The following is a 26,099-nucleotide window of genomic DNA, read 5'->3' on the forward strand; positions in this document are numbered from 1 at the left end:
TCATGGCAATCCTCGTCAGATAGGTAGGGACTGCGCCAGTCTAGGGGCGTGCCCGTACCGTTAGCGGGAGAATCGGGACCATCACCAACGACGGCGGGAGACGTGCACCATGGAAGTACCGTTCTACGTCTGGGTCGGCACCATCATCGGCATCGCGGGATTGCTGCTGTTCGACTTCTTCTTCCACGTCCGCAAGGCGCACAGCCCCACGCTGCGGGAGTCGGCGATCTGGTCCTCGATCTACGTGGGCATCGCCCTGCTGTTCGGCGTCGGCGTGCTGGTCCTCGGCGGGCCGACCATGGGCACCGAGTACTTCGCCGGGTACGTCACGGAGAAGGCGCTCTCGGTGGACAACCTGTTCGTCTTCCTCATCATCATGGCGAGCTTCAGGGTGCCGCGCGCGGACCAGCAGAAGGTGCTGCTCTTCGGCATCGTCTTCGCGCTGATCGCCCGCACCGGGTTCATCTTCCTCGGGGCCGCGCTGATCAACAGCTTCGCCTGGGTGTTCTACATCTTCGGCCTGATCCTCCTGCTCACTGCGGGTAACCTCCTCAAGCCGGACGGGCACGACGACGCCGGCGACAGCCTCGTCATCCGGCTCGCGAAGCGCTTCCTCCCGGCCTCCGAGCACTACGACGGCGACAAGCTGTTCACCGTCGAGAACGGCAAGCGCGTCCTCACCCCGATGCTGCTGGTCATGGTCGCGATCGGCGGCACGGACATCCTCTTCGCCCTCGACTCGATCCCGGCGATCTTCGGGCTGACGCAGAACACGTTCATCGTCTTCACCGCCACGGCGTTCTCGCTCATGGGCCTGCGGCAGCTGTACTTCCTCATCGACGAGCTGCTGGACCGCCTGATCTACCTCTCCTACGGCCTCGCCGTGATCCTCGGCTTCATCGGCGTGAAGCTCATCCTCCACGCCCTGCACGAGAACACGCTGCCGTTCATCAACGGCGGCGAGCACGTCGAGGTGGTCGAGATCAGTACCGGGCTCTCGCTCAGCGTGATCCTCGGCGTGCTCGTCGTGACCGTCCTGGCTTCCGTGCTGAGCCCGAAGGGGCGGGCCAAGAACGAGATCTCCGGGGCGAAACGGCACGCCACCGAGTACCTGGACCTCAACTACGAGACCGACATGGACGAGCGCGAGAAGATCTTCGCGCGGCTGTGCGCCGAGGAGGAGGGCCTGCGGGCGCTGCCGGAGAAGTACAAGCGCCTCATCCGGAACGAGACCGAGTTCCTGGAGCTGATCCGCAGCGCGCATGCCGAGCACGACGCCGCGCTCGAGCGGGAGCCGCGCCGCTAGCCCCCGTGCCCGCCCGCGATGGAGCGGCTCAGGGGGCCGGTGCCCAGGATGTCGTCGAGCAGTTCCAGCGGGGCGCCCGGCGGCAGTGGGATCCCGGGGACGGCCGGGGCGACCGGACCGTCCTCGCCCGACCCCGGCACGCCCGTGCGCGCGGTCCACGAGTAGGGCGCGCGGTTGGCCCCGGACTCCTCGGCCGGGAGGACGTCGTCGATCAGTTCGTTGACGGCCTGCGAGACCAGATCGGCGTCCTCGACGTCAAGGCCGAGGACCCCGTGGAGGTAGGCATCGAATTCGAAGTAGTCGGACGCGCCCCCCATGTTGCAGTAGTGCATCCACGTCTCGTAGACGGAGAGCCCCACGAACTCCATGGCCATCAGCGTGTCCTCGTGCTGCATTCTGCTCAACCCCCTGTTCGGGCCCGAGTTGAGCCTGATCAGATCCTGTCGGACGAAGGTCAAGTGAACCGGGGGTCCAGGCTCAGTTTTGGCGCAAGGGATGTTCTAGTGGACGAGCTTCAGGCCGATGACGCCGCCGACGATCATCAGCAGGAACAGGATCTTCAGGAGCGACGCCGGCTCGGTGCCGGTCGCCATCGCGTAGACGACGGTCAGCGACGCACCGATGCCCACCCACACCGCATAGGCCGTCCCGACGGGCAGGGTCCGCATCGCATAGGCGAGGCCGGCCATGCTTGCGGCGATGGCGACGCCGAACACCACGGTCGGTGCGAGCCGGGTGAATCCCTCCGACTTGCCGAGGGCTGTCGCCCACACGGCTTCGAGGACTCCGGAGATGATGAGGACGATCCAGGCCATGACTCTCTCTGGGCCGTCTTGTCGCACACCGGGTACGGCGCCCCTCGTCCGGGAAGCGGCAGGATGCGCTTCACCGTCCATGCTGTCACGGATGCGGCGGCGAGGGGGATGCGCGTCCGTCCCGTGCGGCCGCGGTGGCACGCCGGGGATCAGCCGACGGTCACCCGGCCGTCCACCACCTGCCAGCGCTCGTCGAGGCGCACATTCTCCAGCAGGCGGCGGTCGTGCGTGACCAGCAGGAGTGCGCCCGTGTAGGACTCGAGGGCGTCCTCCAGCTGCTCGATCGCCGGCAGGTCGAGGTGGTTCGTCGGTTCGTCCAGGACCAGGAGGTTCACGCCGCGGGCCTGGAGCAGGGCGAGGCCGGCACGGGTCCGCTCGCCGGGGGAGAGGGAGCCGACGGCGGCCCGCACCTGGTCGGCCTTGAGCCCGAACTTCGCCAGCAGCGTGCGGACCTCGCCCTGCGACAGCTCCGGCACGAGGGACTCGAAGGCCGTGCCGAGGGGCAGGGCGTCGTCGAGCTGTCCGCGGGCCTGGTCGATCTCGCCGACGGCCACGCTGGAGCCGAGGGCGGCCGCGCCGCCGTCGGGCTGCCGGTGACCGAGCAGGAGGCGCAGGAGCGTGGACTTCCCGGCACCGTTGGGGCCGGTGATCCCGATGCGCTCCCCGGCGTTCACCTGGACCGAGACGGGCCCGAGGGTGAAGCCGCCCTGCGTGAGGGTGGCGTTGTTCAGCGTGGCGACGACGGAACTCGAGCGCGGGGCCGCGCCGATCGTGAACTGCAGCTGCCACTCCTTGCGCGGCTCCTCGACCTCGTCCAGCCGGGCGATGCGCGACTCCATCTGGCGGACCTTCTGCGCCTGCTTCTCCGAGGACTCCATGCTGGCCCTGCGGCGGATCTTGTCGTTGTCGGGGCTCTTCTTCAGGGCGTTGCGGACGCCCTGCGAGCTCCACTCGCGTTGCGTCCGGGCCCGGCCCACGAGGTCCTGCTTCCTGTCCGCGTACTCCTCGTAGGCCTCGCGGGCGTGCCGACGCGCCACGGCGCGTTCCTCCAGGAAGGCGTCGTACCCGCCGTCGTACACCGCCACCCGGTTCTGGGCGAGATCCAGTTCGACGACGGTGGTCACGCAGCGCGCGAGGAACTCGCGGTCGTGCGAGACGAGGACCACACCGCCGCGCAGGTTCTGGATGAAGGACTCCAGGCGGTCCAGCCCGGCGAGGTCGAGATCGTTGGTGGGCTCGTCGAGGAGCACGATGTCGAAGCGGCTGAGCAGCAGGGCGGCCAGCGCCACCCGTGCGAGCTGCCCGCCGGACAGGGCGGTGGTGGGGGTGGCCGGGTCGAGGCCCCCGGCGACGTCGGCCAGGACGGCCGGCATGCGGTCCTCGAGGTCCACGGCCCCGGAGGCCATCCAGTGGTCGAGTGCCGAGGCGTAGGCGTCGTCGGCGCCCTTCGCCGCGCTCCCGAGCGCCGCGGCGGCGTCCTCCATGGCGAGCGTCGCCGCCGTCGTGCCCGTCCGTCGGCCGAGATAGGCGGCCACCGTCTCGCCCTCGATGCGCTCGTGTTCCTGCGGGAGCCAGCCCACGAAGGCGTCGGCCGGGGTGGTGCGGACGGTGCCCGCGAGCGGCGTGTGCGCTCCGGCGAGGAGCCGCAGGAGCGTCGTCTTCCCCGCGCCGTTGGCCCCCACGACGCCGACGACGTCGCCCGGCGAGACGGTGAGGTCGAGCTTCGAGAAGAGGGTGCGATGGGCGTGGCCCCCGGACAGGTCCTTCGCCACGAGGGTTGCAGTCATCCCTCCAGTCTAGGAGGGCCGGGCCTGCCCGGCGGGCAGAACGCCCGTGGGCCGGGCTCAGGCCGCGACGTGCCAGATGCTGTACTCGTCGAGGTGGAGGATGGCGCGGTGCCCGGCCAGGTCGTCGCGGATCCAGACGACGCCGAGACCGGGGGCGGCGTCCTCCACGGACCCGCGGTAGTGCACTTCGTCCCTGCGGCGGGCTTCGACGATCGTCCCCGGTGGCAGCGCGCAGAGGTCGAGGATGCGGGCGGCGGGGGTGGCGATGGCGGTCATCGGTGCTCCTTGGTGATCCAGGGGTAGCCCGTCGGGACGGCGGGCTACCCCCATGGTCGGGGAGCGGTATTGCGGGCGTGTTTCCGGGACGTGTACGGCCCGACGCCGTCAGGGCGCCGGGCTGCTACTCCCGCCCGGCGAGGAGGGCCAGGGCCCTGCCGAGGCGGGCGTCGGCGTCGTCGGCCACCGCACCGACCGCCGGGCTTCCGCTGAGCCGGACCATGGTCTGCGGGTCGACGGCCTCGATCGTGGTGGACTGCTCGTCCCGGCCCCGCCGGACGACGACGTTGCACGGCAGGAGCGCGCCCAGGGAGGGCTCCGCCGCGAGGGCACGGCTCGCCAGGGCGGGATTGCACGCGCCGAGGATGACGTAGTCGCCGACCGCCGCGGCGGCGTCGGCCCCGAGCTTGGTCTCGAAGGTGGCCCGCACGTCGATCTCGGTGAGGATGCCGAATCCCTGCTCCTGCAGCGCGTCCCGGGTACGGCGTACCGCCTCGTCCCAGGCCAGCGGGACGGCGATGGAATGGGTGTAGGTCATGGGTGGCTCCTTCTGCGGATCAGGCGAGCGTGAGGAAGAGCTTCTCGAGCTCCTTCTTGTCGAGGCTGGTGTCCTCGCGGACGATGCACTGCTCCAGGCCGCTCGCGATCACCGCGAACCCGGCCCGGTCCAGGGCCTTCGACACCGCGGCGAGCTGGGTGACGACGTCCTTGCAGTCCTTGCCCTCCTCGAGCATGCGGGTCACGGCAGCGAGCTGTCCCTGGGCACGCTTGAGGCGGTTGATGACGGGGGTCATCTCGGTGGGGTCGAGTTGCATGGTTATCTCCAACGGTCGTGATTACTTCACCACAGTATACCCCCATGGGTATTTTGACTACCCCGGGGGGTATGCGGAATACTCCAGGGGGTATACGTTTCCGATTCGACCGAGAGGCTCCCATGAGCTCCCCCTCCACCGTGAACCCCACTGCCCCCACCGCGTCAGGGGCGACGAGGGGGTGGCCCCTGACGGAGCTGACCCCCGAGACGCTGCGCACCTGGGTGGCCGAGCACGAGGACCTGGTGGTCATCGATGTGCGTTCCGCGGCCGAGTTCGAGTCCCTGCACATCCACGGCTCCTACAACGTGCCGCTGCCGCTGTTGTCCGAGCACGCCGACGAGCTGGCCGCCCGCCTCGGAAGCCGCGTCGTCCTGGCCTGCCAGTCCGGCGTCCGCGCCGAGCAGGCGCGCCAGAAGCTGGCCGCATCCGGGATCGGCGCAGCCTACGTCCTGACGGGCGGGGTCCCCGGATACGCCGCCGTCGGCGGTGACGTCGTGCGGGGGAGCGGCCGGTGGGACCTCGAACGCCAGGTCCGCATGGCCGCCGGATCCCTCGTCCTCGTCGGCCTCGCCGGCGGGCGCTTCGTCTCCCCGAAGGTCCGGGCCCTGGCGGGCGTGATCGGCACCGGCCTGACCTTCTCGGCCGCGACGAACACCTGCGCGATGGGCCGCGCGCTGTCGGCGATGCCCTGGAACCGGGCCGCCCAGGAGCCCACCCGCGAGTCGGCGATCCTGTCCCTGCCGACCGCCTCCGCCGGCGTCGGGGATGCAGGGGTGGACCAGCGGGCCGACGTGGCATGAGCGCGGTCCTGATCCTGGTCCTGGCCCTGTCGATCCTGATCGGGCTGTCCCTGGGCGTGCTCGGCGGCGGCGGGTCCATCCTCACCGTCCCGATCCTCGTCTATGTGGCGGGCTTCGAGGCGAAGGAGGCGATCGCCGCGTCCCTGTTCGTTGTCGGCGTCACGTCCGCGGTCGGCGTCGTCAGCCACGCCCGGAGCGGTCGGGTGATGTGGCGGACCGGGCTGATCTTCGGCGCGGCCGGCATGGTGGGGGCGTTCGTCGGCGGGATCCTCGGCGGGTTCATCCCCGGACAGGTCCTGCTCGTCGCCTTCGCCCTGATGATGGTTGCCACCTCGATCGCCATGATCCGCGGCCGACGGAAGCCCGTCGGCGCGGCCCACGGCGCGGCCACCGACGGCGGTCCGCGCGAACTGCCCCTCGGTCGGGTCCTGCTCGACGGCGTGGTCGTCGGCCTGGTCACAGGGCTCGTCGGGGCAGGCGGCGGGTTCCTCGTCGTCCCGGCCCTCGCCCTGCTCGGCGGACTGCCGATGTCCGTCGCGGTCGGCACGTCCCTGGTCGTGATCTCCATGAAGTCGTTCGCGGGCCTCGCCGGCTACCTCACGACGGTGCAGATCGACTGGCCGCTCACCCTCGCGGTCACGGCCGCCGCGATCGTCGGATCCCTCATCGGCGCGCAGCTCGCCGGACGCATCCCCGAGGCGGCGCTCCGCAAGGCCTTCGGCTGGTTCGTGCTGGCCATGGGCGTCTTCGTCCTCCTCCAGCAGCTCCCGGAGGGCCTGCGCCCCGCCGCCGCCGCGATCACCGCCGGTGTCGCTCTCGTGGCTTTCGCCGCCTGCCGGTTCGTCGTCCCCTCCTGTGCCCTCACCAGCCGGCGCCGCAGACAGGGCGATCTCGGCGCCCCAGCAGATCAACGCCGGCCGGACCCGGCCCCCTCTGATTCCAGGAAGGACACCACCATGGCCGAAACCACCGTCACCGCCACCAACGACCGCCGACACAGCGAGCAGGTCCTCGACGTCCGCGAGGACTTCGAGGTCGCATCCGGGGTGATCCCCGGCGCCCTGCACATCCCCATGGGTCAGCTCCGGAGCCGCCTGTCGGAACTGGAGAAGGACACCCCGGTGATCGTCGTCTGCCGCAGCGGCAACCGCTCCGCGCAGGTCGCGGACGCCCTCAACGCCGCAGGCTTCACCGCCGACACCATGGCCGGTGGCATGACCGCCTGGGTCGCAGCGGGTCTCCCCGTGGGCCGGGCAGAGGGCGCACCGGCGCAGGGGTCCGCACGGCAGGCCCGCAGGACCCCCTAGATCTGGGGCGTGACCGGTCCCGTCCCGTTCCGGGCCCGGTCACGCCCCTCTCCCGCCGCCCCTGCCGCCACCCCTGCCGGCATCGCCACGTCTTGCCAGATACCCATGGGGGTATTACGCTCACAAGAAGAACGATACCCCCGGGGGTATCACGAACCGTCCGACCCGAAGGAGAACCCGATGCTGTTCGAACGCATTTACGACGAAGACCTCGCCCAGGCCAGCTACCTGATCGGCTGCCAGGCCAACGGAACGGCGGTCGTCGTCGACGGCCGCCGCGACATCGCCGTCTACCAGGATCTCGCCGCGAAGAACAACATGAAGATCGTGGCCGTCACCGAGACCCACATCCACGCGGACTACCTCTCGGGGACCCGCGAGCTGGCCGCGGCGACCGGGGCTGCGATCTACGTCTCCGGCGAGGGCGGGCCCGACTGGCAGTACGCCTTCGACGGCACCCGGCTCCACGACGGCGACGCGATCACCGTCGGCAACATCAGCATCCGGGCCATCCACACGCCCGGGCACACCCCCGAGCACCTGTCCTTCCTCGTCACCGACGGCGCGTTCAGCGACCAGCCCGGCTACCTGCTCTCGGGGGACTTCGTGTTCTCCGGGGACCTCGGACGTCCGGACCTCCTCGACGAGGCCGCCGGAGGCGTCGACACCCGCTTCGAGGGAGCGAGGCAGCTGTTCCGGAGCCTGCAGGAGAAGTTCCTGACCCTGCCCGACTATGTGCAGGTGCACCCCGCCCACGGCGCCGGCAGCGCCTGCGGCAAGGCCCTGGGCGCCATCCCGTCCTCCACCGTCGGCTACGAGCGGCTCTACTCCTGGTGGGGCCCCTACCTCGCGGCGGACGACGAGCAGGGCTTCATCGACGAACTCCTCGACGGCCAGCCCGACGCCCACGCCTACTTCGGCCGGATGAAGCGCGAGAACCGCGACGGCCCCGCCGTCCTGGGCGCACGCGCCCCGCTGGCCGAACTCGACCGGGCGCAGGTCGCCGCCGGCCTCGCCGCGGACACGCTCACGTTCATCGACACCCGCACCGCGGACGAGGTCCACACCGGGACCGTCGAGCGGTCCCTGAACATCCCCGCACACCCCACGCCGGCCACGCACGGCGCCTGGGTCGTGAACCCCGAGGCGGACACGAACCCGCTGGTCCTGCTCGCCGCCGGCCAGGACCAGGCCCAGGAGCTGTGGGACCACCTGGTCCGCGTCGGCATCGACGACGTCGCCGGATACGTCACCAGCCTCGACGGGCTGCCCCTGACGGCACCGGCCCTCGTGCAGCCGGCAGACCTCGCGGCGGTCGACGCCGCGATGATCCTCGACGTCCGGAACCGCACGGAGCACACCGCGGGCCACATCCCCGGAGCCCACCAGCTCAACGGCGGACGCCTCATGTGGCACCTCGACGAACTCCCCGCCGACGGGACCATCGTCACCTACTGCCAGAGCGGGCTACGGAACTCCGTCGCCGCCAGCGCCCTGCGCCGCGCCGGCTACGACGTCGTCGAACTCGACGGCAGCTACGCGGCCTGGAGCGCCTGGCGGCGGGCCGGGGACGCGGTGCCCGCGACCTGACCCGCGGGCCGCCGGCGCCGCCGCGGAGCCCGGTGCCGGCATCAGCCGCCCGTATGGGTGCGGATCGCCGCCTGGGCCAGCCGGCGGCCGGTCTCGATGGGAGAGCGGGGAGAGCCGCGGAGGAACGAGGCGAGGGTTCCGCTGTAGGCCAGGAGCACCTCGTCGGCCAGGTCCGTTGCCCGCGCCCCTGCGAGTGGACGGGAGAGGCGCAGGAGGCGGTCGGTGAGCAGTGCGCTGTCCTCCGCCAGGAGGTCGCCGATCACGCCCGAGGCATCGGGGAGCTCGGTCGCGGTCGCCAGGAAGGCGCACCAGCGGGACGGGTGATGTGCCTCGCGTTGGTAGGACGCCAGGGCGTCGAACACCGCGGTCAACCGTCCCCGGTCGTCGTCGGCCGCGAGCACGTGCGCGTCCCAGACCGCCCGCCAATCGGTCAGGCGCACGCGAAGGGCTTCGGCCACCAGGGACTCCTTGCTGCCGAAGTGGGTGTACAGCGACGCCGCGGAGACGTGTGCCTCCCGCAGCAGGTCGTCGACCGGGGTCGCCCGGATCCCGCGGTCGAACAGGACGCGGTCGGCGGCCGTGAGGAGTCGCGCACGGGCGGACGGTAGCCGGTCGGAGGTCATGGCACCACTGTAACGACCAGGAATTCAGAACGATCGTTCTGGGGTAGCGTAACGATCGTTCTATCCCCGATGTATCGAGAAGGAGTCGCGGTGCGATCCCTGGTGCTCAATGGCATGGCGTTGATCGCCGCGACCTACGGACTCGCCCGCTTCGGGTACGGGCTCTTCCTGCCCCGCTTCGTCGAGGAGTTCCAGCTCGGGCCCGCCGTCTCCGGCTTCATCCAGGCCGGCAGCTTTCTCTCCTTCTGCGTCGCTGCGACGCTCGCCTTCAAGCTCAGTGCACGTCCGCGTCTGGTCGTCCTGCTGGCGGGGGCCACGGCCGCCATCGGTTCGGCGGGGGTCGCGGCAGCGCCCAGCGCGGTCGTCCTCGCGATCGCGGTGGTGCTCGCGGGGGCCGGTGCCGGGTTCGCCACGCCCGGCCTGGTCACCCTCATCGAGCGAAACCTCGACGCCGCGCGCCAGGAGAATGCGCAGACGGTCGTCAATGCCGGGACCGGCGCGGGCATCGTCGTCGCGGGCGGGATCATGCTCCTGACCATCACCCAGTGGCGGATCGGCTGGGTGGCGATCGCGCTGCTCGTGGTCCTGGCCACGGTGGCCACGATCCGGAGCGACCGGGCCGGCCAGGAGCAGCAGGAGGCGACGCCGTCGGCACGGATGCGCGCCCGCGACCGATCCGTGCTGGTCCGGCCCATCGCCGCGGCCATGCTGGTCGGCGCATCGAGTGCCGCGGTCTGGACCTTCGGCCGCTCGGCCATGGCGGAATCCGGCACGGGCGCGGAGGTGTACTCCGTGGTCGCGTGGATGGTCCTGGGTGCCTTCGGCGTCCTCGGTGCCGTAGCCGGGGGGATCATCCACCGTTGGACCCTGCGGACCGCCTGGGTCCTGAGCGCGGTCTCGATGGGCGCAGCGACCATCGTCCTCGGTGCAGTCCCCGGGGTGCTGCTCCCCGCCTATGTGTCCGTGGCCGTCTTCGGCGCCGCCTACACCGCGGCCTGCGGCGTCCTCATCATCTGGGCGGAGCGCGTGGTGCCGGAGCACGCGGCCGAGGGCACGGCCGTCCTGTTCATCGCGCTCGCCATCGGGCAGGCGATCGGCTCGGTCCTGATGGGATTCCTGTACGGTGCCACCTCGCCGATCCTGACCTTCGCCGTCGCGGGCGCCCTCGGGATCCTCGCACTGCTGCCGGCCTCGAAGGCCGGCCGCGAGGCATCGTCGGATGAGGAGGCGACTGAGGAGACGACCGGTGAGCCGGCCGATGAGACCGGTGAGCCGGCCGATGAGACCGGCGGGGCGACCGCCGGGGCGGGCGCCGGGAGCGGGTCGGCGTCGGGCGTGGATGCCGGCACGTCGGCCGACCGCCGCTAGGTGTACTGCTAGGACCGATCGCGGCCCGCGCCGGCGCTTCCGCCGCGCGCCCAGTGTTACCCAGGATGTCCGCGGGGGACTGCCCAGCCTCCTGATTGTTGCCTAAGCTACACAAATGACGGAACCCACGCGTCCCGACGACGCCTATCTCCAGTCCATCGACGAGCGGACCCGCAGGCTCCAGGGAGCCGCCGAGCCGGTTCCGTCGCCGTTCGGGGGCGCCCCGGCCGAACTCGCCGCCGTCGTTGAGCAGGGCGTCGACGTTCTGGAGGATCGCCTGCGCCACGTGGTCCGGGACCTGCACGCGCATCCCGAGACGGCCTTCCAGGAGCACCGCAGCGCGATGCTCCTGCACCAGGAACTCAGCCGCCACGGCATCGAGGCCCGCCTCGGGGAGTTCGGCGTCGAGACGTCGGTGCGCGCGGAGGCAGGCGCCGCCGACCGCGGCCCGACCATCGCGATCCTCGCCGAGTACGACGCCCTGCCCGGGATCGGCCACGCCTGCGGGCACAACGTGATCGCCGCCGCGGGCCTCGGCGCCTTCCTGGGCCTCTCCGCGGTGGCCGACCGGTTGCCCGGCCGCGTGCTGTTCCTCGGGACGCCGGCCGAGGAGGGACACTCCGGCAAGGAGGTCATGGCGCGTCACGGCGCGCTCGACGACGTCGACGCCGCCATCATGGTGCACCCCTACGGGTACGACCTCGCCGACCAGGTCTGGCTCGGCCGCCGGCTCCTGACCATCACCTTCACCGGCGTGGAGGCGCACGCGTCCGCGCAGCCGTTCATGGGCCGGAACGCGCTCGACGCCGCGAACCTCGCCTACCAGGGCATCGGCCTGCTCCGCCAGCAGCTCCCGCCGTCGGACCGCGTGCATGCCACCATCACGGAGGGCGGCGAGAGCCCGAACATCATTCCGGGCCGCGCCGTGATGAAGCTGTATGCGCGCTCGCAGCAGCCCGCGACACTGAAGGACCTCAGCGGCCGCCTGGAGGACGTGGCCCGCGGCGCGGCGCTCATGACCGGCACCGGGGTGGAGCTGCGCTGGGACGAGCACCCGCCGTCGCTCCCGATCCGAACGAACACCGCGCTCACGGGCCGGTGGGTCGCTGCGCAGCAACGCCGCGGGCGCTCGCCACTGCCGCTCGGCGTCGTCTCGGAGACCCTCGCGGCGTCCACCGACTTCGGGAACGTCAGCTACCGCGTGCCCGGCATCCACCCGCTGATCCGGATCGCCGAGCCGTCCACGGCCCTGCACACGCGTGGTTTCGCGGAGGCCGCGGGGAGTGCCGCCGCGGAGCAGGGGGCGCTCGACGGCGCCGTCGGGCTGGCGCTGACTGCCCTCGACTACCTCCTCGACGACTCCCTGCGCGCCGCGGTGCACGAGGAGTTCGAGCAGCAGGGCGGGGCCATCGACGTGCCGTCCTACTTCGACTGACCGTCCCGAAGCACTCCACGCAGGAACCGCAGCACCGACCGCTCGAGGAGAACGCATGTCCACCACCGCAGTGACCCGCCCGGCCCTGTCCGACCGCTTCCTCACCGGGGTGGAGCGGGTGGGCAACAAGCTCCCCGACCCGTTCATGCTCTTCCTCATCCTCTTCGGGATCACGGCCGTGGTCACCACCGGCATGGCTCTCGGGAACGTGACCGTGCAGGTCCCCGGCGCGGAGGAGGTGACGGTCATCAAGGGGCTGTTCACGGCGGAGGGCCTGACCTGGCTGACCGAGAACCTCGGTGCCAACTACCTGGGGTTCCCACCGCTGGCCACGGTGCTGCCCATCCTGCTCGCCGTCGGTGTGGCCGAGAAATCCGGACTCCTCGGCGCGCTGATCCGCCGCGTGTTCGGTTCGGCACCCCGGTGGGCGCTGCCGTACGCGGTGGGCCTCGTGGGCGTCGTCGGATCCGTCATGTCCGACTCCGCGTTCGTCATCATTCCGCCGCTCGCCGCGCTCGTGTTCAAGGCCGCCGGACGGCACCCCGTGGCGGGGCTGCTCGGCGGGTTCGCCGCCGCGGGGGCGGGGTACTCGACCAACCTGCTGGTCACGAGCCTGGACGCCCTGTTCGCCGGGATCACGACGGCGGTCACCGAGACCCTGCCCAACGCCGGGTCCCCGGTCACGCCGCTCTCGAACTACTACTTCAACGTCGTCTCCTCGGTGGTGCTGATCGTGATCGCCGGCTTCATCATCGACAGGGTGCTGGAGCCGCGCCTCGTACGGCAGGACGTCCGGAGGGACGAGATCCGGGATGAGGGCGAGCACGCCGCCGCGCCGGTGATCCTCACGGCCGACCTGGAGCCACGGGAGGCGCACGCCCTGACGTGGTCCCTGATCGCCGGAGGCGTCGTCGCGCTGGCGATCCTCGCCGCCGTGCTGGTGCCGGACTCACCGTGGCGCAACGAGACGGGCGGCTTCCTGCCGCGCTCACCCCTGCTGAGTTCGATCGTCTTCATCGTGTTCCTGCTGTTCACCATCCCGGGACTCGTCTACGGGCGGATCGTCGGCACGATCACCACCGGCCGCGACGTCCCGCGTGTCATGGGCGAGGCCATCAGGGACATGGCGGGCTTCCTGGTGCTCGCCTTCATCCTCGGCCAGTTCATCGCCCTCTTCAACTGGTCCGGCATCGGCTCGTGGATCGCGGTGGCCGGCGCCGGAGCCCTCGAGGGGATCGGCCTCACCGGGTACCCCGCGGTCCTCGCGTTCATCCTGCTGGCGTCCGTCCTGAACCTGTTCATCATCTCGGGTTCGTCCATGTGGACGCTGATGGCCTCCGTCTTCGTGCCGCTGTTCGCGCTGCTCGGCTACGAACCGGCGTTCATCCAGGGCGCCTTCCGCGTAGGCGATTCGGCCACGCAGGTCATCACCCCCCTGAACCCCTACATGATCGTGCTGCTGACCATGCTGCGGAAGTACGAACCGGATGCCGGGCTCGGCACGCTGATGGCACGCATGCTTCCCTTCGTGGTGCCCTTCTGGCTCGCCTGGGTCGCCATCCTCACGGTGTTCTATGCCCTCGATCTGCCGATGGGCCCCGGCAACGGCATCTTCATCGGATGATGGCCGACGTCGGGGTCGTCGCACCGGCCGCTCCGGAATAGGTGCCCGGGTACACGGGTTGTGTCACCAGACCCACGCGCTTCGACGGAAGGACCCCATGACCACGGTCTACGCCCTGCACGAGAACCCCGAATGGTTCCCTCCCTTCGCGCGCGCCTTCGAGGCGGAAGGCGTCGAGGTGGTCGAGTGGTTGCTCACGGACGGCGTGCTGGACCTCGATGCCGCGCCGCCGGAGGGCATCTTCTGGTCGCGCATCAGCGCCTCCGCCCACACACGCGACCACGGCCTGTCGAAGGACTACGCGCGCTCCGTCCTCTCCTGGCTCGAAGCCCACGGGCGGCGGACGGTCAACGGCCGCCGCGTCCTGGAACTCGAGATGAGCAAGGTGGACCAGCTGACCGCCCTGAAGGCTGCCGGCATCGCCACCCCGCGGACGGTCGCCGCCGTCGGGCGTGAGCGCATCGTCGAAGCGGCGCGGGGCTTCGAGGCGCCGTTCATCGTCAAGCACAACCAGGGTGGCAAGGGACTCGGGGTACGGAAGTTCGATTCCCACGAGGAGCTCGCGGAGTACGTCGGCTCGGACGGGTTCGAGGAGCCCCAGGACGGCATCACGCTGGTGCAGGAGTACATCCAGGCCGCCGAGCCGTTCATCACCCGGGCGGAGCTCGTGGGCGGACGGTTCGTGTATGCGATCAAGGCCGACACCGCCCGCGGCGGTTTCCAGCTCTGCCCCGCGGACGCGTGCGCGATCGACCCGGAGACCGGCAGGCCGATCATGCCCCCGGGAGCCACCATCGCCCCCGAACCCGGCCAGCAGCTCTTCAGTCTCCGCGAGGACTTCGACCACCCGGTGATCGCCCGGTTCGAGGACTTCGCCCGACGCAACAACCTGGAGGTCTGCGGGATCGAGTTCATCGAGACCGCGGACGGGCGCATCCTCACCTACGACGTCAACACCAACACGAACTACAACGCCGCGGTCGAGGCCGCGGCGCCGACGTCCGCACCGCGGGAGCTGGTCCGGTACCTCGCCACGCTCGGCTGACGCCGTCGATCCCTGCCGAGAGGACACGAATGACCGCCCACGACGGCGATCGGCGGTCGTTTCTGTCCGTTCGGCAGGCCGGCGGCCGGAAGCCCGGCGGTGGCGGTGCGGACAGCACGACGACGGCGCCCCTCCCGGGGAGGGGCGCCGTCGTCGTCGCCGGTCCTACGGCGTGACCGGGATGGTTCCCGCGTAGTCGGTGCTGTAGCCGGTGACCGGAGCGTGGGGGATGTCCTCCCACACCTCCGGGTCGGTCTGCTGGACCTCCCCGTTCGCGAGGCCGGTGAGCAGGGTCCGCATGGCCAGGATGTTCTGCTGGATGCTCTTGCCGCGCGCCTTCTGGCCGAGCGACCCGTCGCTCGTGTTGCCGGAGGTCTCGAAGAACACCACCGGGTTCGAGTGCCCCTCCGGGTTCAGGCCCCGGTGGTCCAGGCCCAGCATCATGGCCGAGACCACTCCGCCCTTGATGTCGATCTCGAGGCTTCCGCCCACCTGGTAGCGGTCCATGGTGATGAAGCCCGTGCCCTTCAGTTCCTCGTACACGTACCCGTGCATCTGCCGCGTGAGCACGTCGTAGGCGCCGCCCTCGAGCGTCGGGAGCGTCGGACCGCCGGGCGCGAGCGAGATGCCCAGTGAGAGGGTGACGTCGTCGCCCGTGCCGTACTGCTGCTTCAGGCCCTGGTGGTGGATGTCGATGCCGTAGTCCGGGTCCACCATGGTCCAGTACTCGTAGAAGGCCAGTGACTCGCGGGCCTGGAACTTGCCGGCGACCCAGTCCCGGTTGAGGTCGACGATCACGTCGCGCCCGGCCGCGTCCTTGCGGGGCCCGTCCAGGGCGTCGTCCCACAGGACCGTCTGCCGGATGTTGAGTTCGCTGCCGTCGGGGTTGTACATCGGGATGAAGTGGATGGTGAACGCCTCCCGGATCTCCTGGTACTCGGGAGAGCCGTTGGTGCCGAGGTCCTTCAGGAGGCTGAGGATGGCCTCGGCCCCGTAGGGTTCGTTGCCGTGGATGCGGCCCTGCACCCAGACGTCCTCAGGGCCCGAGCCGACCGTCGCCACGTACAGGTTCCGCCCCTGCTCGCTGGTGGCGATCTCCGTCCCGGCCTCGGCGAGGGTGAACACGTCGACGCCGTAGCGGGAGGTCGTCTCGATCTTCTCCAGTTCCTTGACGGTGTCGGCGTAGGTCAGGATGCTGGCGGTGCTGGTGGCGCCTTCCGGTGAGGGGAAGTTCCCCTTCGCCTGTGCCGGGCCCGCGGTGAGCAGCGGCAGGGCGACGAGCGCCGCCAGGCCGAGTGCGAGGGTCCGGTTCGGCGCCCTCCTGGGCGTTGTGGACGCGGTGGTGTTGCTCCAGATCACGAATGTCCTCCATTGGCGCGTAGGTGATGGTCCGGCCCCGGGCCGGCCACCGCATCCCCGAGCGGTTGACGGTACCCAATGACTGGTCCTGCTCACGCTACCGCCCACGGCCCCGGTTGCACAGGGCAACGGTTCGGTGGAGGCCGCCGCTGCGGTAGCGTGCTCGTACGCGCCGGACGGGCGCCCTACCGGAAGGACGCAGGAATGGCCCGCTTCACGAAGGACGGCAAGGTCAGGTCCGAGACGCTCCCGAGCACGCTCCAGCGCTCCGGCGAGAAGGCGCAGGACACGTTCGCCGCGACCCTCGATGCCGCGGAGGAGCAGTACGGCGACGGCGAGCGGGCCCGCCGCACGGCCTACGCCTCCCTGAAGCACGGCTTCGAGAAGGTGGGCGACCACTGGGAGCCCAAGGAGGAGAGGGGCCCGTCGGACGAGCGCGCCGCCGGGGACCGCACCGACGCCGGGCGGACGGCCGGCGGCGTGGACGCGAACGCGTCGAAGAAGCACCTCTACGACCTTGCCAGGAAGCTCGACGTGCCGGGCCGGTCCACCATGTCGAAGGCCGAGCTCGTCGACGCGCTCCAGAAGGCGAACGACCGCGAGACCCGGAAGGCCCGCGAGGGCTGAGCATTACGCAACACAATCATTTCGTAATTCGATCGAGCTTAGGCTAGCCTTACTTCTGTCCCGTCCCGGCCCCACGGCCACAGAAGTCAAGGAACCCCATGACCCCCACCCGCCTGCGCGGCCTCGTCGCCGCTGCCGCGATCGCCGTCCTCTCCCTCTCCGCCTGCACCACCGGTCCGGCCGACGCCGGATCCGGTGCGGCCGACGGCGGTGCGACGGCGTCCGCCGACGCCGGGGCGTTCCCGGTGACGATCGAGCACGCCTTCGGCGAGACCACCCTCACCGAGCAGCCAGAGCGCGTGGCGACCGTCTCCTGGGTGAACGCGGACGTGTCGCTGGCGCTCGGCGTCGTGCCCGTGGGGATGCCGGCCGACACCTACGGCGGCAACGAGAACCAGTCCACCCCGTGGAAGGACGCAAGGCTCGAGGAGCTCGACGCCGCCATCGGCACCGAGGACGCGCCGGTCCAGTACTCCGAGACCGACGGCATCGCCTTCGACGACATCGCCGCCACCAACCCCGATGTCATCCTCGCCGCGTATTCCGGGCTCTCCCGGGAGGACTACGACACCCTGAGCAAGATCGCCCCCGTCGTCGCCTACCCGGAGGTCGCCTACGGCACCGCCTGGCAGGACTCCACGCGCATCATCGGCGAGGCGCTGGGCCGGTCCGACGACGCCGAGCGACTCGTGGCGGACACGGAGCAGGCGATCACGGCCGCGGCCGCGGAGTATCCGCAGCTGGAGGGGAAGAGCTTCATCTACGGCACCCTCGATCCCGGTAGTGCCGACAGCGTCAGCGTCTACACCGCCAACGACAACCGCCCGCGTTTCCTGACCGAGCTCGGCATGGTCCAGGCCGACGTCGTCACCGAGAACACGAAGGACTCCGCGGAGTTCTTCATCCCGTGGTCGGCCGAGCGCGCGAACGAGCTGGACTCCGACCTCTTCGTGACCTGGGTCGCGGACGAGGCCACCGAGAAGGCCATCTCCACCGATCCGCTGCTGAAGCAGATCCCGGCGGTCGGGAGCGGGGCGCTCGTGGCGGACAGCGACAACACGCTGACGCTGTCCGTCTCCGCAGCCAGCCCGTTGAGCCTGCCCTGGGCGCTCGACCGCTTCCTGCCCCTGCTGGGCGAGGCCGCGGACCGGGCCTGAACGAAACCGCGGTCCCCGCGCCGATTGCCCTCGGGCGGTATCTCGGCTGGAATGGAGGACGAACCGCATCTCGTCCACTGAAGGGAATCCCCGATGGCTCAGGCCGAAATCAACAAACTCCAGGCCGCGACGGCGTGGGACAGCAAGGGCAAGAAGCTCGGCGACGTCAACGACGTGCACCTCGAGAAGGAATCCGGCATCCCCGCCTGGGTGACGGTGTCCCTCGGCCTGCTCAACTCGCGCAAGCACTACGTCCCCCTGGCCAACTCGCGCTTCGAGGGCGACGACCTCCACCTCGCCTGGACGAAGAAGGAGATCTCCGACGCCCCGAGCGCGAACAGCAGCATCGAGCTCTCCCCGGAGGAGGAGAGGGCCCTGATCGACCACTACGGCCTGCGCGACGGCGCCGAGGCCTGACCGGCCTCCCTGCACGACGAAGCCCCCGTCCATCGGACGGGGGCTTCGCTGTGCAGGGCCGCTCAGGTCAGGTCGAACAGCCCGATGATGTTCCCGACGATGAACAGCAGCACCAGGAGGACGACGACGGCGAGAACGCCGATCCAGAGGCCGGTGACGGTCTTGGACTGGGTCTTGTTCTCGACGGTCGGCTGCTGCCAGGTGGTGCTGGCCTCGCCGGGAGGGGTCTCGCCCGGGGGGACGCCGCCGCCGGGTTCGAGTCCCGTGAGCTTCATGTCGTCCGGATCGGGATTTCCCGCATTCGAGGGATCCGGGTTCTTTCGTTCGCTCATGTCGTCCTCCGCATGGTTGGCAGGCTGGTTCCCTCCTACCCTACGCACAGGATCATCAGTCTGCTTACTTCCGTGGCCTTCCCGGCCGTCCTTGCTTTCACTGGCCGAGCCCGGCCGTGCTGCCGCCGGTGGGATCGATGCCCTGGCCCGCCGGGGGCTGCGTCGGGGCCTCGCGGCGAGGGCCCTGCTCCCCGGGAGTCCAGGCCATGGTGATGTTCACGCCGTGCTCGGTGTCCTCCACGAAGAGCTGGAGTTCCTCGCCGATGAGTGCCTCGTCGTGCACCGGGTCCCCGGCCTCGCGGGCCAGATCGGTCAGGCGGCTGATGGCGACCGCCATGGCGCGTCCCCAGTCGTGCGGATGCTTGCTCGTCGACTCCTCGGTCACGGTGAATTTCTTGTCCGTCATGGTCCTCGCCATCCCTGCCGATCCTGACACACCAAGTGCCCTTGCAATATGGATGGCTGCAACAGTAGCAGTGCGTTCCCGGGGCCCAGGCGTTCTTGGGGGTGGCATCGGTTACCGTTCCCTGTACCGCGGTCCAGCAGCAGGCCCCGGTTCCCGACCACCATCGGATCCTCCATGACAGAACCCTCGACCTTTCCTGATGCCACCGGCGCAGGCGGTGATCCGGCCCTGCGCGACGTGACTCCCGGGCCGGCCGGCCCGAACGATCCGGACGTCGACGCCGTCGTGCCTCCCACCAGGCGGGAGCGCGACGCGCAGTGGCTTGCGGACGCCGCGGCGTGCGACGTCGGCACCGCATCCCTGGCCGACCTCCGCAGCCTGGCGGACAGGATGTTCCGCCTGCTCGACGACGCCTACCCGCCCGAACAGGCCACGGAACGGTACACGGCGGCGGTCGGCGAGATCGGGCGCCGGGCCCGCCGGGAGGGCGCCCGCGCGGACGCACCCCTGTCCCGGGAGGTCTTCAAGGACTCGCCACCCGGCTCACGCTTCGAACTGTTCGTGGACGGGAGCCTGGGCGCCTACCTCGAGTACTCGATGGTGGGAGGGCGGCTGACCCTGCGGGCGCTGGTCGAGATGCCGGGCTTCGAACGGCGCGGCCTGGGCCGGGTGCTGATGGGTCGCGCGGTCCTGAGCGCCCACAAGCGCCGGCTGGAGCTCGTCGCCGGGTGCACCGCGGCCAGGCTCTTCCTGGAGCGGAATCCGCAGTACCGCGCGCTGGCCCACACGTCCTGACGGGAGGTCGGCGCCCGCGGCAGGGCACCGCAGTCAGGCCCGGGCAGTCAGCTGTGCAGGCCGGCCCGCGCCGCGCGACCGATGATGGCGCTGTACGTGGGGTACGCGAACTTCACGCGGGCGAGCGTCGCCAGGTCGGTGCCCGCCGCCATGGCGGCGGCGACCGCGGTGACGACCTCGACGGCGTTCTCGCCGACCGCGTGCGCGCCGAGGATCAGCTCCCGGCGGCGGTCGATCACGAGTTTCAGGAAGCCCTGTTCGCGGTCGTCGATGATGGGCCGTTCGACGGCGGCGTAGGGCACGGTGACGGCGTGGCATTCCACGTCGCGGCCCCTCGCCTGGGCCTCCGTCAGGCCGACGCCCGCGTAGTCGGGGTCGGTGAACCCGCCCTCGGGCAGGAGGTGGTGCGGGGTGGTCCGCATGGCGCCCATCACGGCGTTCTCGGCCGCCGTCTCACCCTCGAACACGGCCGCCTGCACCAGCATGCTGCTGCCGTTCGCGTCGCCCGCCACGAAGATGTGGGGGACGTTGGACCGCAGGTAGTCGTCCACCGGGATGAAGGAGCGCGCCGTCCGGACGCCCGCGGCGTCGAGGCCCAGGCCGTCGAGGTTCGCCGGCCACCCGGTCGCCATGACGACGGCGTCCACCATGACGGACTCCGGCTCGTCGTCGCGCTGCCAGGTGAGGTTCAGGCCGCCGTCGTCCCGCCGGATGCCGTCGACACCGCTGATGCCGGTCTCCACCCGGATGCCCCTGCCCCGGAAGCTCGCGGTGACGGCGTCCGCGACGTCCTCGTCCTCCGTCATGAGGATGCGCGGTGCGACATCGAGGAGGAGGACCTGCGAGCCCATGGCGTCGAAGATCGTGGCCATCTGGGCCCCGGTGTGTCCGCCACCGATGATGGCGACGGAGCCGGGCAGGTCCGGGATGTCCAGCACCTCGTGCGGCAGGAAGGCGTGCTCGGCGCCCTCGATGGGCAGGCGGCGGCCGCTGCCCCCGATGCACAGGATGATCGCGCCGGCCGTGACCTCCCGGCCGTCCACGACGACGCTGTGCTCGCCGGTGAGTTCGGCGTCGCCCTCGATGTGGTCGATGGCGAGACGTTCCATCGTGGACCCGTAGCCCTTGGCGTCGAGCACCCGGGCCACCGTGGCACGCACCCGCCGCACCGTCTTGTCCCAGTCGACGGACGGTTCCGCGACGACGATCCCGTAGTCGTACGCCGTGCGGACCTCGCGGAACAACCGCGCGGTCTTGGCGAGCACGCGCGTGGGGACGCACCCCGAGTTCACGCACGTCCCCCCGAGGGCGGAGCGTTCGACGACGGCTGTGCGCGCCCCGAGCTCGGCCGCGCGGGTGGCGGCCGCCATGCCGGCGGGCCCCCCGCCGATGACGAGGACGTCGAACGTGTAGTCCATGGGATGCTCCTTCAGATCGCCCGGGGTGGCTCGTCCCATCCTCCATCGGATGCCGCCCGGGCCACAATGCATCACCGGCCGGTGATCGGACGTACCGTGGAAGCAGTGAGCGGCCCCGACACGTCCAGGACGTCCTCGTCTCCGAACGCTCCCGCGTGACCAGGTAGCAGGCAGGGCACCTGCCGCACCCACGACCGCCACCCGACTCACGGCCCGCAACCCTGCGCCCCGTGTCCCGATCCTCCAGGAGGAACCCATGAAGACCGTCAAGGCCTATGCAGCACCGTCCGCCACGGACCCGCTCGTCCCCACGACCATCGAGCGCCGCGACGTCGGCGCGACGGACGTCCTGATCAGGATCGCCTACGCCGGGATCTGCCACTCCGACATCCACACCGTCCGGGGCGAATGGGGCCCCCAGCAGTACCCGCTGACGGTCGGCCACGAGATCGTCGGCGTCGTCGAGGAAGTCGGCAGCGGGGCGACCCGCCACAAGGTCGGTGACCGCGTGGGCGTCGGCTGCATGGTGAACTCCTGCCGGGAGTGCGCGAACTGCCTCCAGGGCGAGGAGCAGTACTGCCTCAACGGCAACGTCGGAACCTACGGGGCGGTGGACCGCGACGGTACGATCACGCAGGGCGGCTACTCGACGCACATCGTGGTCGACGAGGACTTCGTCCTCACCGTGCCCGAGAGCATCCCCTACGAAGCCGCAGCACCCCTGCTCTGCGCGGGCATCACGACCTACTCGCCGCTGTCCCACTGGAACGCGGGCCCGGGCAAGAAGGTCGCGGTCGTCGGGATGGGTGGGCTCGGGCACATGGCCGTCAAGATCGCCTCCGCGATGGGCGCCGAGGTCACGGTCCTCTCGCAGAGCCTCAGCAAGCAGGAGGACGGCAAGCGGTTCGGCGCCGAGCACTACTACGCCACGAGCGACCCCGACACGTTCAAGCAGCTCGCGAACACCTTCGACCTCATCATCAACACGGTGAGCGCCAAGATCGACCTGGATGCCCACCTCGGGCTGCTCGGACTCAACGGCACCATGGTCAACGTGGGAGCTCCCGCCGATGCCCTTCCCCTGCACGTCTTCACGCTCTTCAACCAGCGGCGTTCTTTCGCGGGATCGGGCATCGGCGGCATCCGTGAGACCCAGGAGATGCTCGACTTCTGCGCCGAGCACGGCATCGCTCCGGAGATCGAACTGATCTCCGCCGACGCCATCAACGAGGCCTATGAGCGCGTCCTGTCCTCGGACGTGCGCTACCGCTTCGTGATCGACACGGCAACCTTGGGATAGGCCGCACTGCGCGGCGGTCGCCCCGGCACCCCGGACGGGCCGGCCGCCGCGCCCTGCTCCCGCGGAATCGTCCAACACCGCGGATGCAGGCAGAATGGCTGCAGTAGCAAGTAAACTGTGTGTCGGTGGCTCTTCGTCGGGCCGCCTCCGCAGGATCCGGTCCCACAGCGGGACTCGGGGTCCTGGCACGAGACGGGATGGACGAGGGGCGAATGCGGACGGTCGCTGGGGGGCTGACACGGATGGCTCCTCTGAGCGTGCACGCCGCGTTCGCCGTGCTCCTCGCGGGCGCCGCCGCCGTCGGACGGTTCACGACCTTCGAATCCTCCAGCCTCGCACTGGTCTGGCCCGCGGCAGGAATCACCTTCCTCTGGGCGTTGTGGGCCTCCCGCAGCCGGCGCGATCTCACCACCGCCCTCGTCGCCGCCGTGCCGCTCCTGTCCGCGGTGAACCTGGCCACCGGCCTCAGCCCTCACCTGGCCCTGGCCGTCGCGGTCGGCACCGCGGCCCAGACCGCCGTGGCCGTCTACTTCTTCCGGCGCCTGGTGCCGTCCTTGTCCGTGCGGACCGTGGGGGACTACCTCCGTCTCGGCCTCGTGGCGCTCGGGGCGTGTTCCGTCGGCGCCCTCTTCATCGTCCTCGGTGTCGCGCTCGAGGGCGGCCCCGATCCGTTCGCGTCCTTCATCCCGTGGCTGGTCCGCCATGCGGTGTCCCTCACGGCGATCGGAGCCCTCGGCATCGTCGCCGCGGCGAGCATCACGGCCCGTGCCCGCGGGGACTACCCGCCACCGGTCAGCGACGCGCGGCGCGCGGAATACGCACTCCTCGTCGTGGTGTCCGTGATGCTCTACGGGGCCACGTTCGGAGCAGGGTCCGCCCTGCCCATCGCCTACGCCACGATCCCGGCGCACATGTGGGCCGGGCTCCGGCTGCGGCCCGGGTGGGCCATGCTGCACGCCCTGGTGAGCGGCGGTGTGCTCGTCCTCTGCACGCTGGCCGGCCTCGGACCGTTCCAGGACCTGGCGCCGGGCGTGGGCGTCTACGTGGCGCAGTCCTTCATGTTCATCAGCTTCTCGCTCTCCGCCGTCCTTGCACTCAGCATGGACGAGCGGCGCCGCCTGATCGAGCGCCTGTACCGCGCCAACGAGGAGGCGAAGGCCGCCGCGGACCTGCGCGACCTCGTCATCGGCCGCATGAACGACGGCGTGCTCGTCGCGGGACCGGACCGTCACCTCATCTTCCAGAACGCCGCGAGCGAGCGGTGGCTCGGGCCGGGCACGGCCCGTCCCGGTGAGGTGTGGCGGCGCGACTACGAGATCACCCGGCCCGACGGCACCCGGTTGGACGAGGCCGACAATCCGCTGACCCTGGCCCTGGAGGGCCGGGTGACGGAGCGGATGGACCTGGACCTCCTCCACCGATCCGGTGAGGTCGTGCATCTCTCCGTCGACGCGATGCCGCTGCCCGGTGAGCGCGGGGCGCTCGTCGTGCTGCGGAACGTCACCGACGAGCGGGCACACCAGCGGGACCTCGGCCGCTTCGCGTCCGTCGTCGCCCACGACCTCCTGACACCCCTGACCGTCTTCGACGGCTGGCTCGAGATGCTCGAGGACCCGCACCTGCCGGCCTCGGAACGGCAGGCGAGCATCGGACGGCTGCAGCAGGCCAGCCTGCGCATGCGGAACCTCATCCGCAACCTCCTCGCCTACAGCCTGGCGAAGGAGGAGCGGCTCACGGCGTCGAGGATCGACGTCGGCCGCGTCGTGGAGGGGATCATCGACCTGCGGACCGCGCTGCCCGGCACGCACCTGCCCGAGGTGCGCTTCGACGTCCGGGCGCCGCATCCCGTGTACGCCGACGAGCGGCTCTTCCTGCAGCTCATGGAGAACCTCGTGGGCAATGCCATGAAGTACGGGCGCGCCGACGGCTCGGCCGAGGTCGCGGTCTACACCTCCGTGGACGCCTCGAGCGGCAGGACGGTGGTCCATGTGCGCGACAACGGCATCGGCATCCCGGGCGCCGACCTCGAGCGCGTCTTCGAGGAGTTCCACCGGTCGGAGAACGGACTGGGCCAGGCGACGGGCACGGGCCTGGGACTGGCCATCTGCCGGCGCATCGCCGAGAGCCACGGCGGGTGGATCAGGGTGCGCAACGTCGAGGGGGGCGGTGCCGAGTTCACGGTGAGCCTTCCCGGGGGCGCGGACCAGCTGCCCGAGGGCGTCCCGCTGCTCGCGTCCGCCGAGGCCCCGCGGGTGGCCACCCCCTGAGCGGTCCCGCTCAGCGCGTCGAGCGGGAGTACAGCTTCGGGGAGCCGTCGTGCCCGGCGCCGCGGCGGAGGCCGGCCAGGACCTCGACCAGGGCGTCCCTCGAGGAGTGGCGAGGGTCCCACCCGAGCTCGGTGCGCGCCCGCGTGGTGTCCATGACGGGGCTTCCCGCAGCCATGTCGATCCAGCCCGGGTCGGTCCGCTGGACGCCGAGGGCCCAGCTCGCGCCGACCAGTGCGCGGAGCAAGCGCACGGGGAGGCCTACGACGCGCCGCGCGCCCAGCAGGTCGGCGATCCGCTCGGGAGTGACAACCGGCTCGGCCGCGATATTGAAGGCGCCGGACGCGCGTCGTGCCACCACGCGCCAGTACGCATCGGCCACGTCCTCGGCGTGCACGGCCTGGAAGACGAAGGATCCGGGGACGGGCAGCAGCGGCAGCGGAAGGCCGCCGAGCACGATCTTCGGCACGAGCGGCCCCAGGAAGTACCGGCCGATCTCGCTCCCGGCCCGGCTCTGGAAGATCAGCCCGGGCCGCAGCCGCGCCACCGCGATCTCCGGGTGGTCGCGCTCGAACTTGTCCAGCAGCCCCTCCTGCTCGGCCTTGTGCCGGCTGTAGTGGGAGGACCGGATGCCTCCGGTGGGCCACGACTCGTCCCTGCGGGGGGCCTTGGCCGAGGGGGAGTAGGCCCCGACGGAGGACGCGCAGACCACGTGGCGGACACCCGCCGCGGCGGCGGCCCGCAGCACGTTCGCGGTGCCGGTCACGTTGGTCCGGTGCATGGCGTCCTCGTCCCGGTTGGGCTGGATGGCCCAGGCCAGGTGCACGACGGCGTCCACGCCGGCGAGCGCCGCCGTCAGGCCATCCCGACCCTCATCGGTCCCGATGTCGAGGGCGTGCCAGTCGACACCCGCATAGGGGGCCCTGCTGGTGTCCGGGACGGTGCGGGCCACCGCGGTGATCGACAAGCCGCCCGGGCTCTCGACGGCGTCGAGAGCCCGGGCGCGGGACCGGCTCGTGGTCCTCGACGGCGCGGTGGAGCCGGGAAAGGACTGCGGTGCCGACGTTCCCGGTGGCTCCGATGACTGCGATGCGCATGGATGCTCCTGGCCTGGTGGGCGTGCGGCACGGTCGGGCGCCGACTCGGACTGGACTACTAAGTAAGCTTATGGTGCAGTGGACGAAGACGCATAGCCGAAAGAGCGCCCCACACCGTCTGCGGGGCCAGACC

26 protein-coding genes, 1 pseudogene and 1 riboswitch are annotated in these 26,099 nt (G+C 70.8%); of the genes and pseudogenes, 15 read left to right on the top strand and 12 right to left on the bottom strand.

From position 1 onward, the window contains the following. Nucleotides 1-109 precede the first annotated feature (109 nt). Nucleotides 110-1,306 (top strand): TerC family protein, encoded by a 1,197-nt coding sequence (locus tag ACSGDB_RS11340; protein WP_434994823.1) that lies wholly within the window; start codon nucleotides 110-112, stop codon nucleotides 1,304-1,306. Here the strand turns inward: ACSGDB_RS11340 and ACSGDB_RS11345 are convergent. The 6 genes from ACSGDB_RS11345 to ACSGDB_RS11370 all read right to left on the bottom strand — a co-directional run bounded on the left by ACSGDB_RS11345 (nucleotide 1,303) and on the right by ACSGDB_RS11370 (nucleotide 4,999). Then, complete coding sequence (locus ACSGDB_RS11345) at nucleotides 1,303-1,701, bottom strand: hypothetical protein (protein WP_434994825.1); 399 nt, start codon at nucleotides 1,699-1,701, stop codon at nucleotides 1,303-1,305. The genes ACSGDB_RS11340 and ACSGDB_RS11345 overlap by 4 nt on opposite strands. 105 nt (nucleotides 1,702-1,806) lie before the next feature. Continuing rightward, on the bottom strand, nucleotides 1,807-2,121 hold the full coding sequence (locus ACSGDB_RS11350; protein ID WP_434994827.1) for a DMT family transporter: 315 nt from the start codon (nucleotides 2,119-2,121) through the stop codon (nucleotides 1,807-1,809). A gap of 7 nt (nucleotides 2,122-2,128) precedes the next feature. Beyond that, a riboswitch (guanidine-III (ykkC-III) riboswitch) is annotated at nucleotides 2,129-2,196 on the bottom strand. Nucleotides 2,197-2,270: 74 nt separating this feature from the next. Beyond that, nucleotides 2,271-3,908: an ABC-F family ATP-binding cassette domain-containing protein gene (locus tag ACSGDB_RS11355; protein ID WP_434994829.1), complete on the bottom strand. Its 1,638-nt coding sequence runs from the start codon at nucleotides 3,906-3,908 to the stop codon at nucleotides 2,271-2,273. Nucleotides 3,909-3,965: 57 nt separating this feature from the next. Further along, a complete protein-coding gene (locus ACSGDB_RS11360; protein ID WP_434994830.1) occupies nucleotides 3,966-4,184 on the bottom strand; it encodes a hypothetical protein in 219 nt (72 codons plus the stop codon). A gap of 124 nt (nucleotides 4,185-4,308) precedes the next feature. After that, nucleotides 4,309-4,722: a DUF302 domain-containing protein gene (locus ACSGDB_RS11365; protein WP_434994831.1), complete on the bottom strand. Its 414-nt coding sequence runs from the start codon at nucleotides 4,720-4,722 to the stop codon at nucleotides 4,309-4,311. A 19-nt stretch (nucleotides 4,723-4,741) separates the two neighbouring features. Further along, nucleotides 4,742-4,999: a metal-sensitive transcriptional regulator gene (locus ACSGDB_RS11370; protein WP_104121696.1), complete on the bottom strand. Its 258-nt coding sequence runs from the start codon at nucleotides 4,997-4,999 to the stop codon at nucleotides 4,742-4,744. Between the two features lie 122 nt (nucleotides 5,000-5,121). Between ACSGDB_RS11370 and ACSGDB_RS11375 the strand changes: the two genes are divergently transcribed. From ACSGDB_RS11375 to ACSGDB_RS11390, 4 genes and pseudogenes are all read left to right on the top strand, one after another. Further along, nucleotides 5,122-5,802 carry a rhodanese-like domain-containing protein gene (locus ACSGDB_RS11375; protein WP_434994833.1) on the top strand — a complete coding sequence of 227 codons (681 nt, stop codon included), beginning with the start codon at nucleotides 5,122-5,124 and terminating at the stop codon, nucleotides 5,800-5,802. Next, nucleotides 5,799-6,707 (top strand): annotated as a pseudogene (locus ACSGDB_RS11380) (sulfite exporter TauE/SafE family protein); the annotation flags it as partial. The gene ACSGDB_RS11375 and the pseudogene ACSGDB_RS11380, both read left to right, overlap by 4 nt. A gap of 51 nt (nucleotides 6,708-6,758) precedes the next feature. Further along, complete coding sequence (locus ACSGDB_RS11385) at nucleotides 6,759-7,109, top strand: rhodanese-like domain-containing protein (RefSeq protein ID WP_434995114.1); 351 nt, start codon at nucleotides 6,759-6,761, stop codon at nucleotides 7,107-7,109. Nucleotides 7,110-7,289: 180 nt separating this feature from the next. Further along, nucleotides 7,290-8,699, top strand: a complete 1,410-nt coding sequence (locus ACSGDB_RS11390) for an MBL fold metallo-hydrolase (RefSeq protein ID WP_434994834.1) — start codon at nucleotides 7,290-7,292, stop codon at nucleotides 8,697-8,699. Between the two features lie 41 nt (nucleotides 8,700-8,740). On the opposite strand, the gene ACSGDB_RS11395 is transcribed toward ACSGDB_RS11390, so the two are convergent. Next, a complete protein-coding gene (locus tag ACSGDB_RS11395) occupies nucleotides 8,741-9,322 on the bottom strand; it encodes a TetR/AcrR family transcriptional regulator (protein ID WP_434994835.1) in 582 nt (193 codons plus the stop codon). A gap of 90 nt (nucleotides 9,323-9,412) precedes the next feature. Here ACSGDB_RS11395 and ACSGDB_RS11400 point away from each other — a divergent pair, with 90 nt between their 5' ends. The 4 genes from ACSGDB_RS11400 to ACSGDB_RS11415 all read left to right on the top strand — a co-directional run bounded on the left by ACSGDB_RS11400 (nucleotide 9,413) and on the right by ACSGDB_RS11415 (nucleotide 14,794). Further along, on the top strand, nucleotides 9,413-10,690 hold the full coding sequence (locus ACSGDB_RS11400; protein ID WP_434994836.1) for an MFS transporter: 1,278 nt from the start codon (nucleotides 9,413-9,415) through the stop codon (nucleotides 10,688-10,690). A gap of 115 nt (nucleotides 10,691-10,805) precedes the next feature. Beyond that, nucleotides 10,806-12,125: a M20 family metallopeptidase gene (locus tag ACSGDB_RS11405; protein ID WP_434994838.1), complete on the top strand. Its 1,320-nt coding sequence runs from the start codon at nucleotides 10,806-10,808 to the stop codon at nucleotides 12,123-12,125. A gap of 55 nt (nucleotides 12,126-12,180) precedes the next feature. Next, nucleotides 12,181-13,749 carry an AbgT family transporter gene (locus ACSGDB_RS11410; protein WP_434994840.1) on the top strand — a complete coding sequence of 523 codons (1,569 nt, stop codon included), beginning with the start codon at nucleotides 12,181-12,183 and terminating at the stop codon, nucleotides 13,747-13,749. A 97-nt stretch (nucleotides 13,750-13,846) separates the two neighbouring features. Then, nucleotides 13,847-14,794 (top strand): ATP-grasp domain-containing protein, encoded by a 948-nt coding sequence (locus ACSGDB_RS11415; RefSeq protein WP_434994842.1) that lies wholly within the window; start codon nucleotides 13,847-13,849, stop codon nucleotides 14,792-14,794. Nucleotides 14,795-14,959: 165 nt separating this feature from the next. On the opposite strand, the gene ACSGDB_RS11420 is transcribed toward ACSGDB_RS11415, so the two are convergent. After that, the gene (locus ACSGDB_RS11420) at nucleotides 14,960-16,153 is read right to left on the bottom strand and encodes a M14 family zinc carboxypeptidase (protein WP_434994843.1); all 1,194 of its coding nucleotides are present in this window, start codon (nucleotides 16,151-16,153) and stop codon (nucleotides 14,960-14,962) included. Between the two features lie 204 nt (nucleotides 16,154-16,357). Here ACSGDB_RS11420 and ACSGDB_RS11425 point away from each other — a divergent pair, with 204 nt between their 5' ends. From ACSGDB_RS11425 to ACSGDB_RS11435, 3 genes are all read left to right on the top strand, one after another. Then, nucleotides 16,358-16,780 carry a ChaB family protein gene (locus tag ACSGDB_RS11425; protein WP_434994844.1) on the top strand — a complete coding sequence of 141 codons (423 nt, stop codon included), beginning with the start codon at nucleotides 16,358-16,360 and terminating at the stop codon, nucleotides 16,778-16,780. 98 nt (nucleotides 16,781-16,878) lie between these two features. Then, complete coding sequence (locus tag ACSGDB_RS11430) at nucleotides 16,879-17,937, top strand: iron-siderophore ABC transporter substrate-binding protein (RefSeq protein WP_434994845.1); 1,059 nt, start codon at nucleotides 16,879-16,881, stop codon at nucleotides 17,935-17,937. 93 nt (nucleotides 17,938-18,030) lie between these two features. Further along, nucleotides 18,031-18,354, top strand: a complete 324-nt coding sequence (locus ACSGDB_RS11435) for a PRC-barrel domain-containing protein (protein WP_434994846.1) — start codon at nucleotides 18,031-18,033, stop codon at nucleotides 18,352-18,354. 62 nt (nucleotides 18,355-18,416) lie between these two features. On the opposite strand, the gene ACSGDB_RS11440 is transcribed toward ACSGDB_RS11435, so the two are convergent. Beyond that, nucleotides 18,417-18,686, bottom strand: a complete 270-nt coding sequence (locus ACSGDB_RS11440) for a DUF6480 family protein (RefSeq protein ID WP_434994847.1) — start codon at nucleotides 18,684-18,686, stop codon at nucleotides 18,417-18,419. Between the two features lie 97 nt (nucleotides 18,687-18,783). Then, nucleotides 18,784-19,092 (bottom strand): hypothetical protein, encoded by a 309-nt coding sequence (locus ACSGDB_RS11445; RefSeq protein ID WP_434994849.1) that lies wholly within the window; start codon nucleotides 19,090-19,092, stop codon nucleotides 18,784-18,786. A 174-nt stretch (nucleotides 19,093-19,266) separates the two neighbouring features. On the opposite strand from ACSGDB_RS11445, the gene ACSGDB_RS11450 reads away from it, so the two are divergent. Then, nucleotides 19,267-19,887 carry a GNAT family N-acetyltransferase gene (locus ACSGDB_RS11450; protein ID WP_434994850.1) on the top strand — a complete coding sequence of 207 codons (621 nt, stop codon included), beginning with the start codon at nucleotides 19,267-19,269 and terminating at the stop codon, nucleotides 19,885-19,887. Nucleotides 19,888-19,934: 47 nt separating this feature from the next. On the opposite strand, the gene ACSGDB_RS11455 is transcribed toward ACSGDB_RS11450, so the two are convergent. Then, nucleotides 19,935-21,305 carry a dihydrolipoyl dehydrogenase family protein gene (locus ACSGDB_RS11455; protein ID WP_434994852.1) on the bottom strand — a complete coding sequence of 457 codons (1,371 nt, stop codon included), beginning with the start codon at nucleotides 21,303-21,305 and terminating at the stop codon, nucleotides 19,935-19,937. Nucleotides 21,306-21,561: 256 nt separating this feature from the next. Between ACSGDB_RS11455 and ACSGDB_RS11460 the strand changes: the two genes are divergently transcribed. After that, nucleotides 21,562-22,605: an NAD(P)-dependent alcohol dehydrogenase gene (locus tag ACSGDB_RS11460; RefSeq protein WP_434994853.1), complete on the top strand. Its 1,044-nt coding sequence runs from the start codon at nucleotides 21,562-21,564 to the stop codon at nucleotides 22,603-22,605. Nucleotides 22,606-22,847: 242 nt separating this feature from the next. Then, nucleotides 22,848-24,872: an ATP-binding protein gene (locus ACSGDB_RS11465; RefSeq protein WP_434994854.1), complete on the top strand. Its 2,025-nt coding sequence runs from the start codon at nucleotides 22,848-22,850 to the stop codon at nucleotides 24,870-24,872. A 10-nt stretch (nucleotides 24,873-24,882) separates the two neighbouring features. On the opposite strand, the gene ACSGDB_RS11470 is transcribed toward ACSGDB_RS11465, so the two are convergent. After that, a complete protein-coding gene (locus ACSGDB_RS11470; protein ID WP_434994855.1) occupies nucleotides 24,883-25,836 on the bottom strand; it encodes an NAD-dependent epimerase/dehydratase family protein in 954 nt (317 codons plus the stop codon). Nucleotides 25,837-26,099: the final 263 nt, after the last annotated feature.

Source organism: Arthrobacter sp. Ld5, assembly GCF_051172775.1.
GTDB lineage: Bacteria > Actinomycetota > Actinomycetes > Actinomycetales > Micrococcaceae > Arthrobacter_D.

Excerpts from the sequence above, each read along its gene's own strand:
- ACSGDB_RS11440 (WP_434994847.1), bottom strand. The coding sequence starts at position 18,686 with ATGAGCGAACGAAAGAACCCGGATCCCTCGAATGCGGGAAATCCCGAT.
- ACSGDB_RS11430 (WP_434994845.1), top strand. The coding sequence starts at position 16,879 with ATGACCCCCACCCGCCTGCGCGGCCTCGTCGCCGCTGCCGCGATCGCC.
- ACSGDB_RS11385 (WP_434995114.1), top strand. The coding sequence starts at position 6,759 with ATGGCCGAAACCACCGTCACCGCCACCAACGACCGCCGACACAGCGAG.
- ACSGDB_RS11370 (WP_104121696.1), bottom strand. The coding sequence starts at position 4,999 with ATGCAACTCGACCCCACCGAGATGACCCCCGTCATCAACCGCCTCAAG.
- ACSGDB_RS11405 (WP_434994838.1), top strand. The coding sequence starts at position 10,806 with ATGACGGAACCCACGCGTCCCGACGACGCCTATCTCCAGTCCATCGAC.
- ACSGDB_RS11395 (WP_434994835.1), bottom strand. The coding sequence starts at position 9,322 with ATGACCTCCGACCGGCTACCGTCCGCCCGTGCGCGACTCCTCACGGCC.
- ACSGDB_RS11390 (WP_434994834.1), top strand. The coding sequence starts at position 7,290 with ATGCTGTTCGAACGCATTTACGACGAAGACCTCGCCCAGGCCAGCTAC.
- ACSGDB_RS11450 (WP_434994850.1), top strand. The coding sequence starts at position 19,267 with ATGACAGAACCCTCGACCTTTCCTGATGCCACCGGCGCAGGCGGTGAT.
- ACSGDB_RS11355 (WP_434994829.1), bottom strand. The coding sequence starts at position 3,908 with ATGACTGCAACCCTCGTGGCGAAGGACCTGTCCGGGGGCCACGCCCAT.
- ACSGDB_RS11445 (WP_434994849.1), bottom strand. The coding sequence starts at position 19,092 with ATGACGGACAAGAAATTCACCGTGACCGAGGAGTCGACGAGCAAGCAT.
- ACSGDB_RS11460 (WP_434994853.1), top strand. The coding sequence starts at position 21,562 with ATGAAGACCGTCAAGGCCTATGCAGCACCGTCCGCCACGGACCCGCTC.
- ACSGDB_RS11455 (WP_434994852.1), bottom strand. The coding sequence starts at position 21,305 with ATGGACTACACGTTCGACGTCCTCGTCATCGGCGGGGGGCCCGCCGGC.
- ACSGDB_RS11465 (WP_434994854.1), top strand. The coding sequence starts at position 22,848 with ATGGCTCCTCTGAGCGTGCACGCCGCGTTCGCCGTGCTCCTCGCGGGC.
- ACSGDB_RS11375 (WP_434994833.1), top strand. The coding sequence starts at position 5,122 with ATGAGCTCCCCCTCCACCGTGAACCCCACTGCCCCCACCGCGTCAGGG.
- ACSGDB_RS11425 (WP_434994844.1), top strand. The coding sequence starts at position 16,358 with ATGGCCCGCTTCACGAAGGACGGCAAGGTCAGGTCCGAGACGCTCCCG.
- ACSGDB_RS11340 (WP_434994823.1), top strand. The coding sequence starts at position 110 with ATGGAAGTACCGTTCTACGTCTGGGTCGGCACCATCATCGGCATCGCG.
- ACSGDB_RS11435 (WP_434994846.1), top strand. The coding sequence starts at position 18,031 with ATGGCTCAGGCCGAAATCAACAAACTCCAGGCCGCGACGGCGTGGGAC.
- ACSGDB_RS11415 (WP_434994842.1), top strand. The coding sequence starts at position 13,847 with ATGACCACGGTCTACGCCCTGCACGAGAACCCCGAATGGTTCCCTCCC.
- ACSGDB_RS11365 (WP_434994831.1), bottom strand. The coding sequence starts at position 4,722 with ATGACCTACACCCATTCCATCGCCGTCCCGCTGGCCTGGGACGAGGCG.
- ACSGDB_RS11410 (WP_434994840.1), top strand. The coding sequence starts at position 12,181 with ATGTCCACCACCGCAGTGACCCGCCCGGCCCTGTCCGACCGCTTCCTC.
- ACSGDB_RS11345 (WP_434994825.1), bottom strand. The coding sequence starts at position 1,701 with ATGCAGCACGAGGACACGCTGATGGCCATGGAGTTCGTGGGGCTCTCC.
- ACSGDB_RS11360 (WP_434994830.1), bottom strand. The coding sequence starts at position 4,184 with ATGACCGCCATCGCCACCCCCGCCGCCCGCATCCTCGACCTCTGCGCG.
- ACSGDB_RS11350 (WP_434994827.1), bottom strand. The coding sequence starts at position 2,121 with ATGGCCTGGATCGTCCTCATCATCTCCGGAGTCCTCGAAGCCGTGTGG.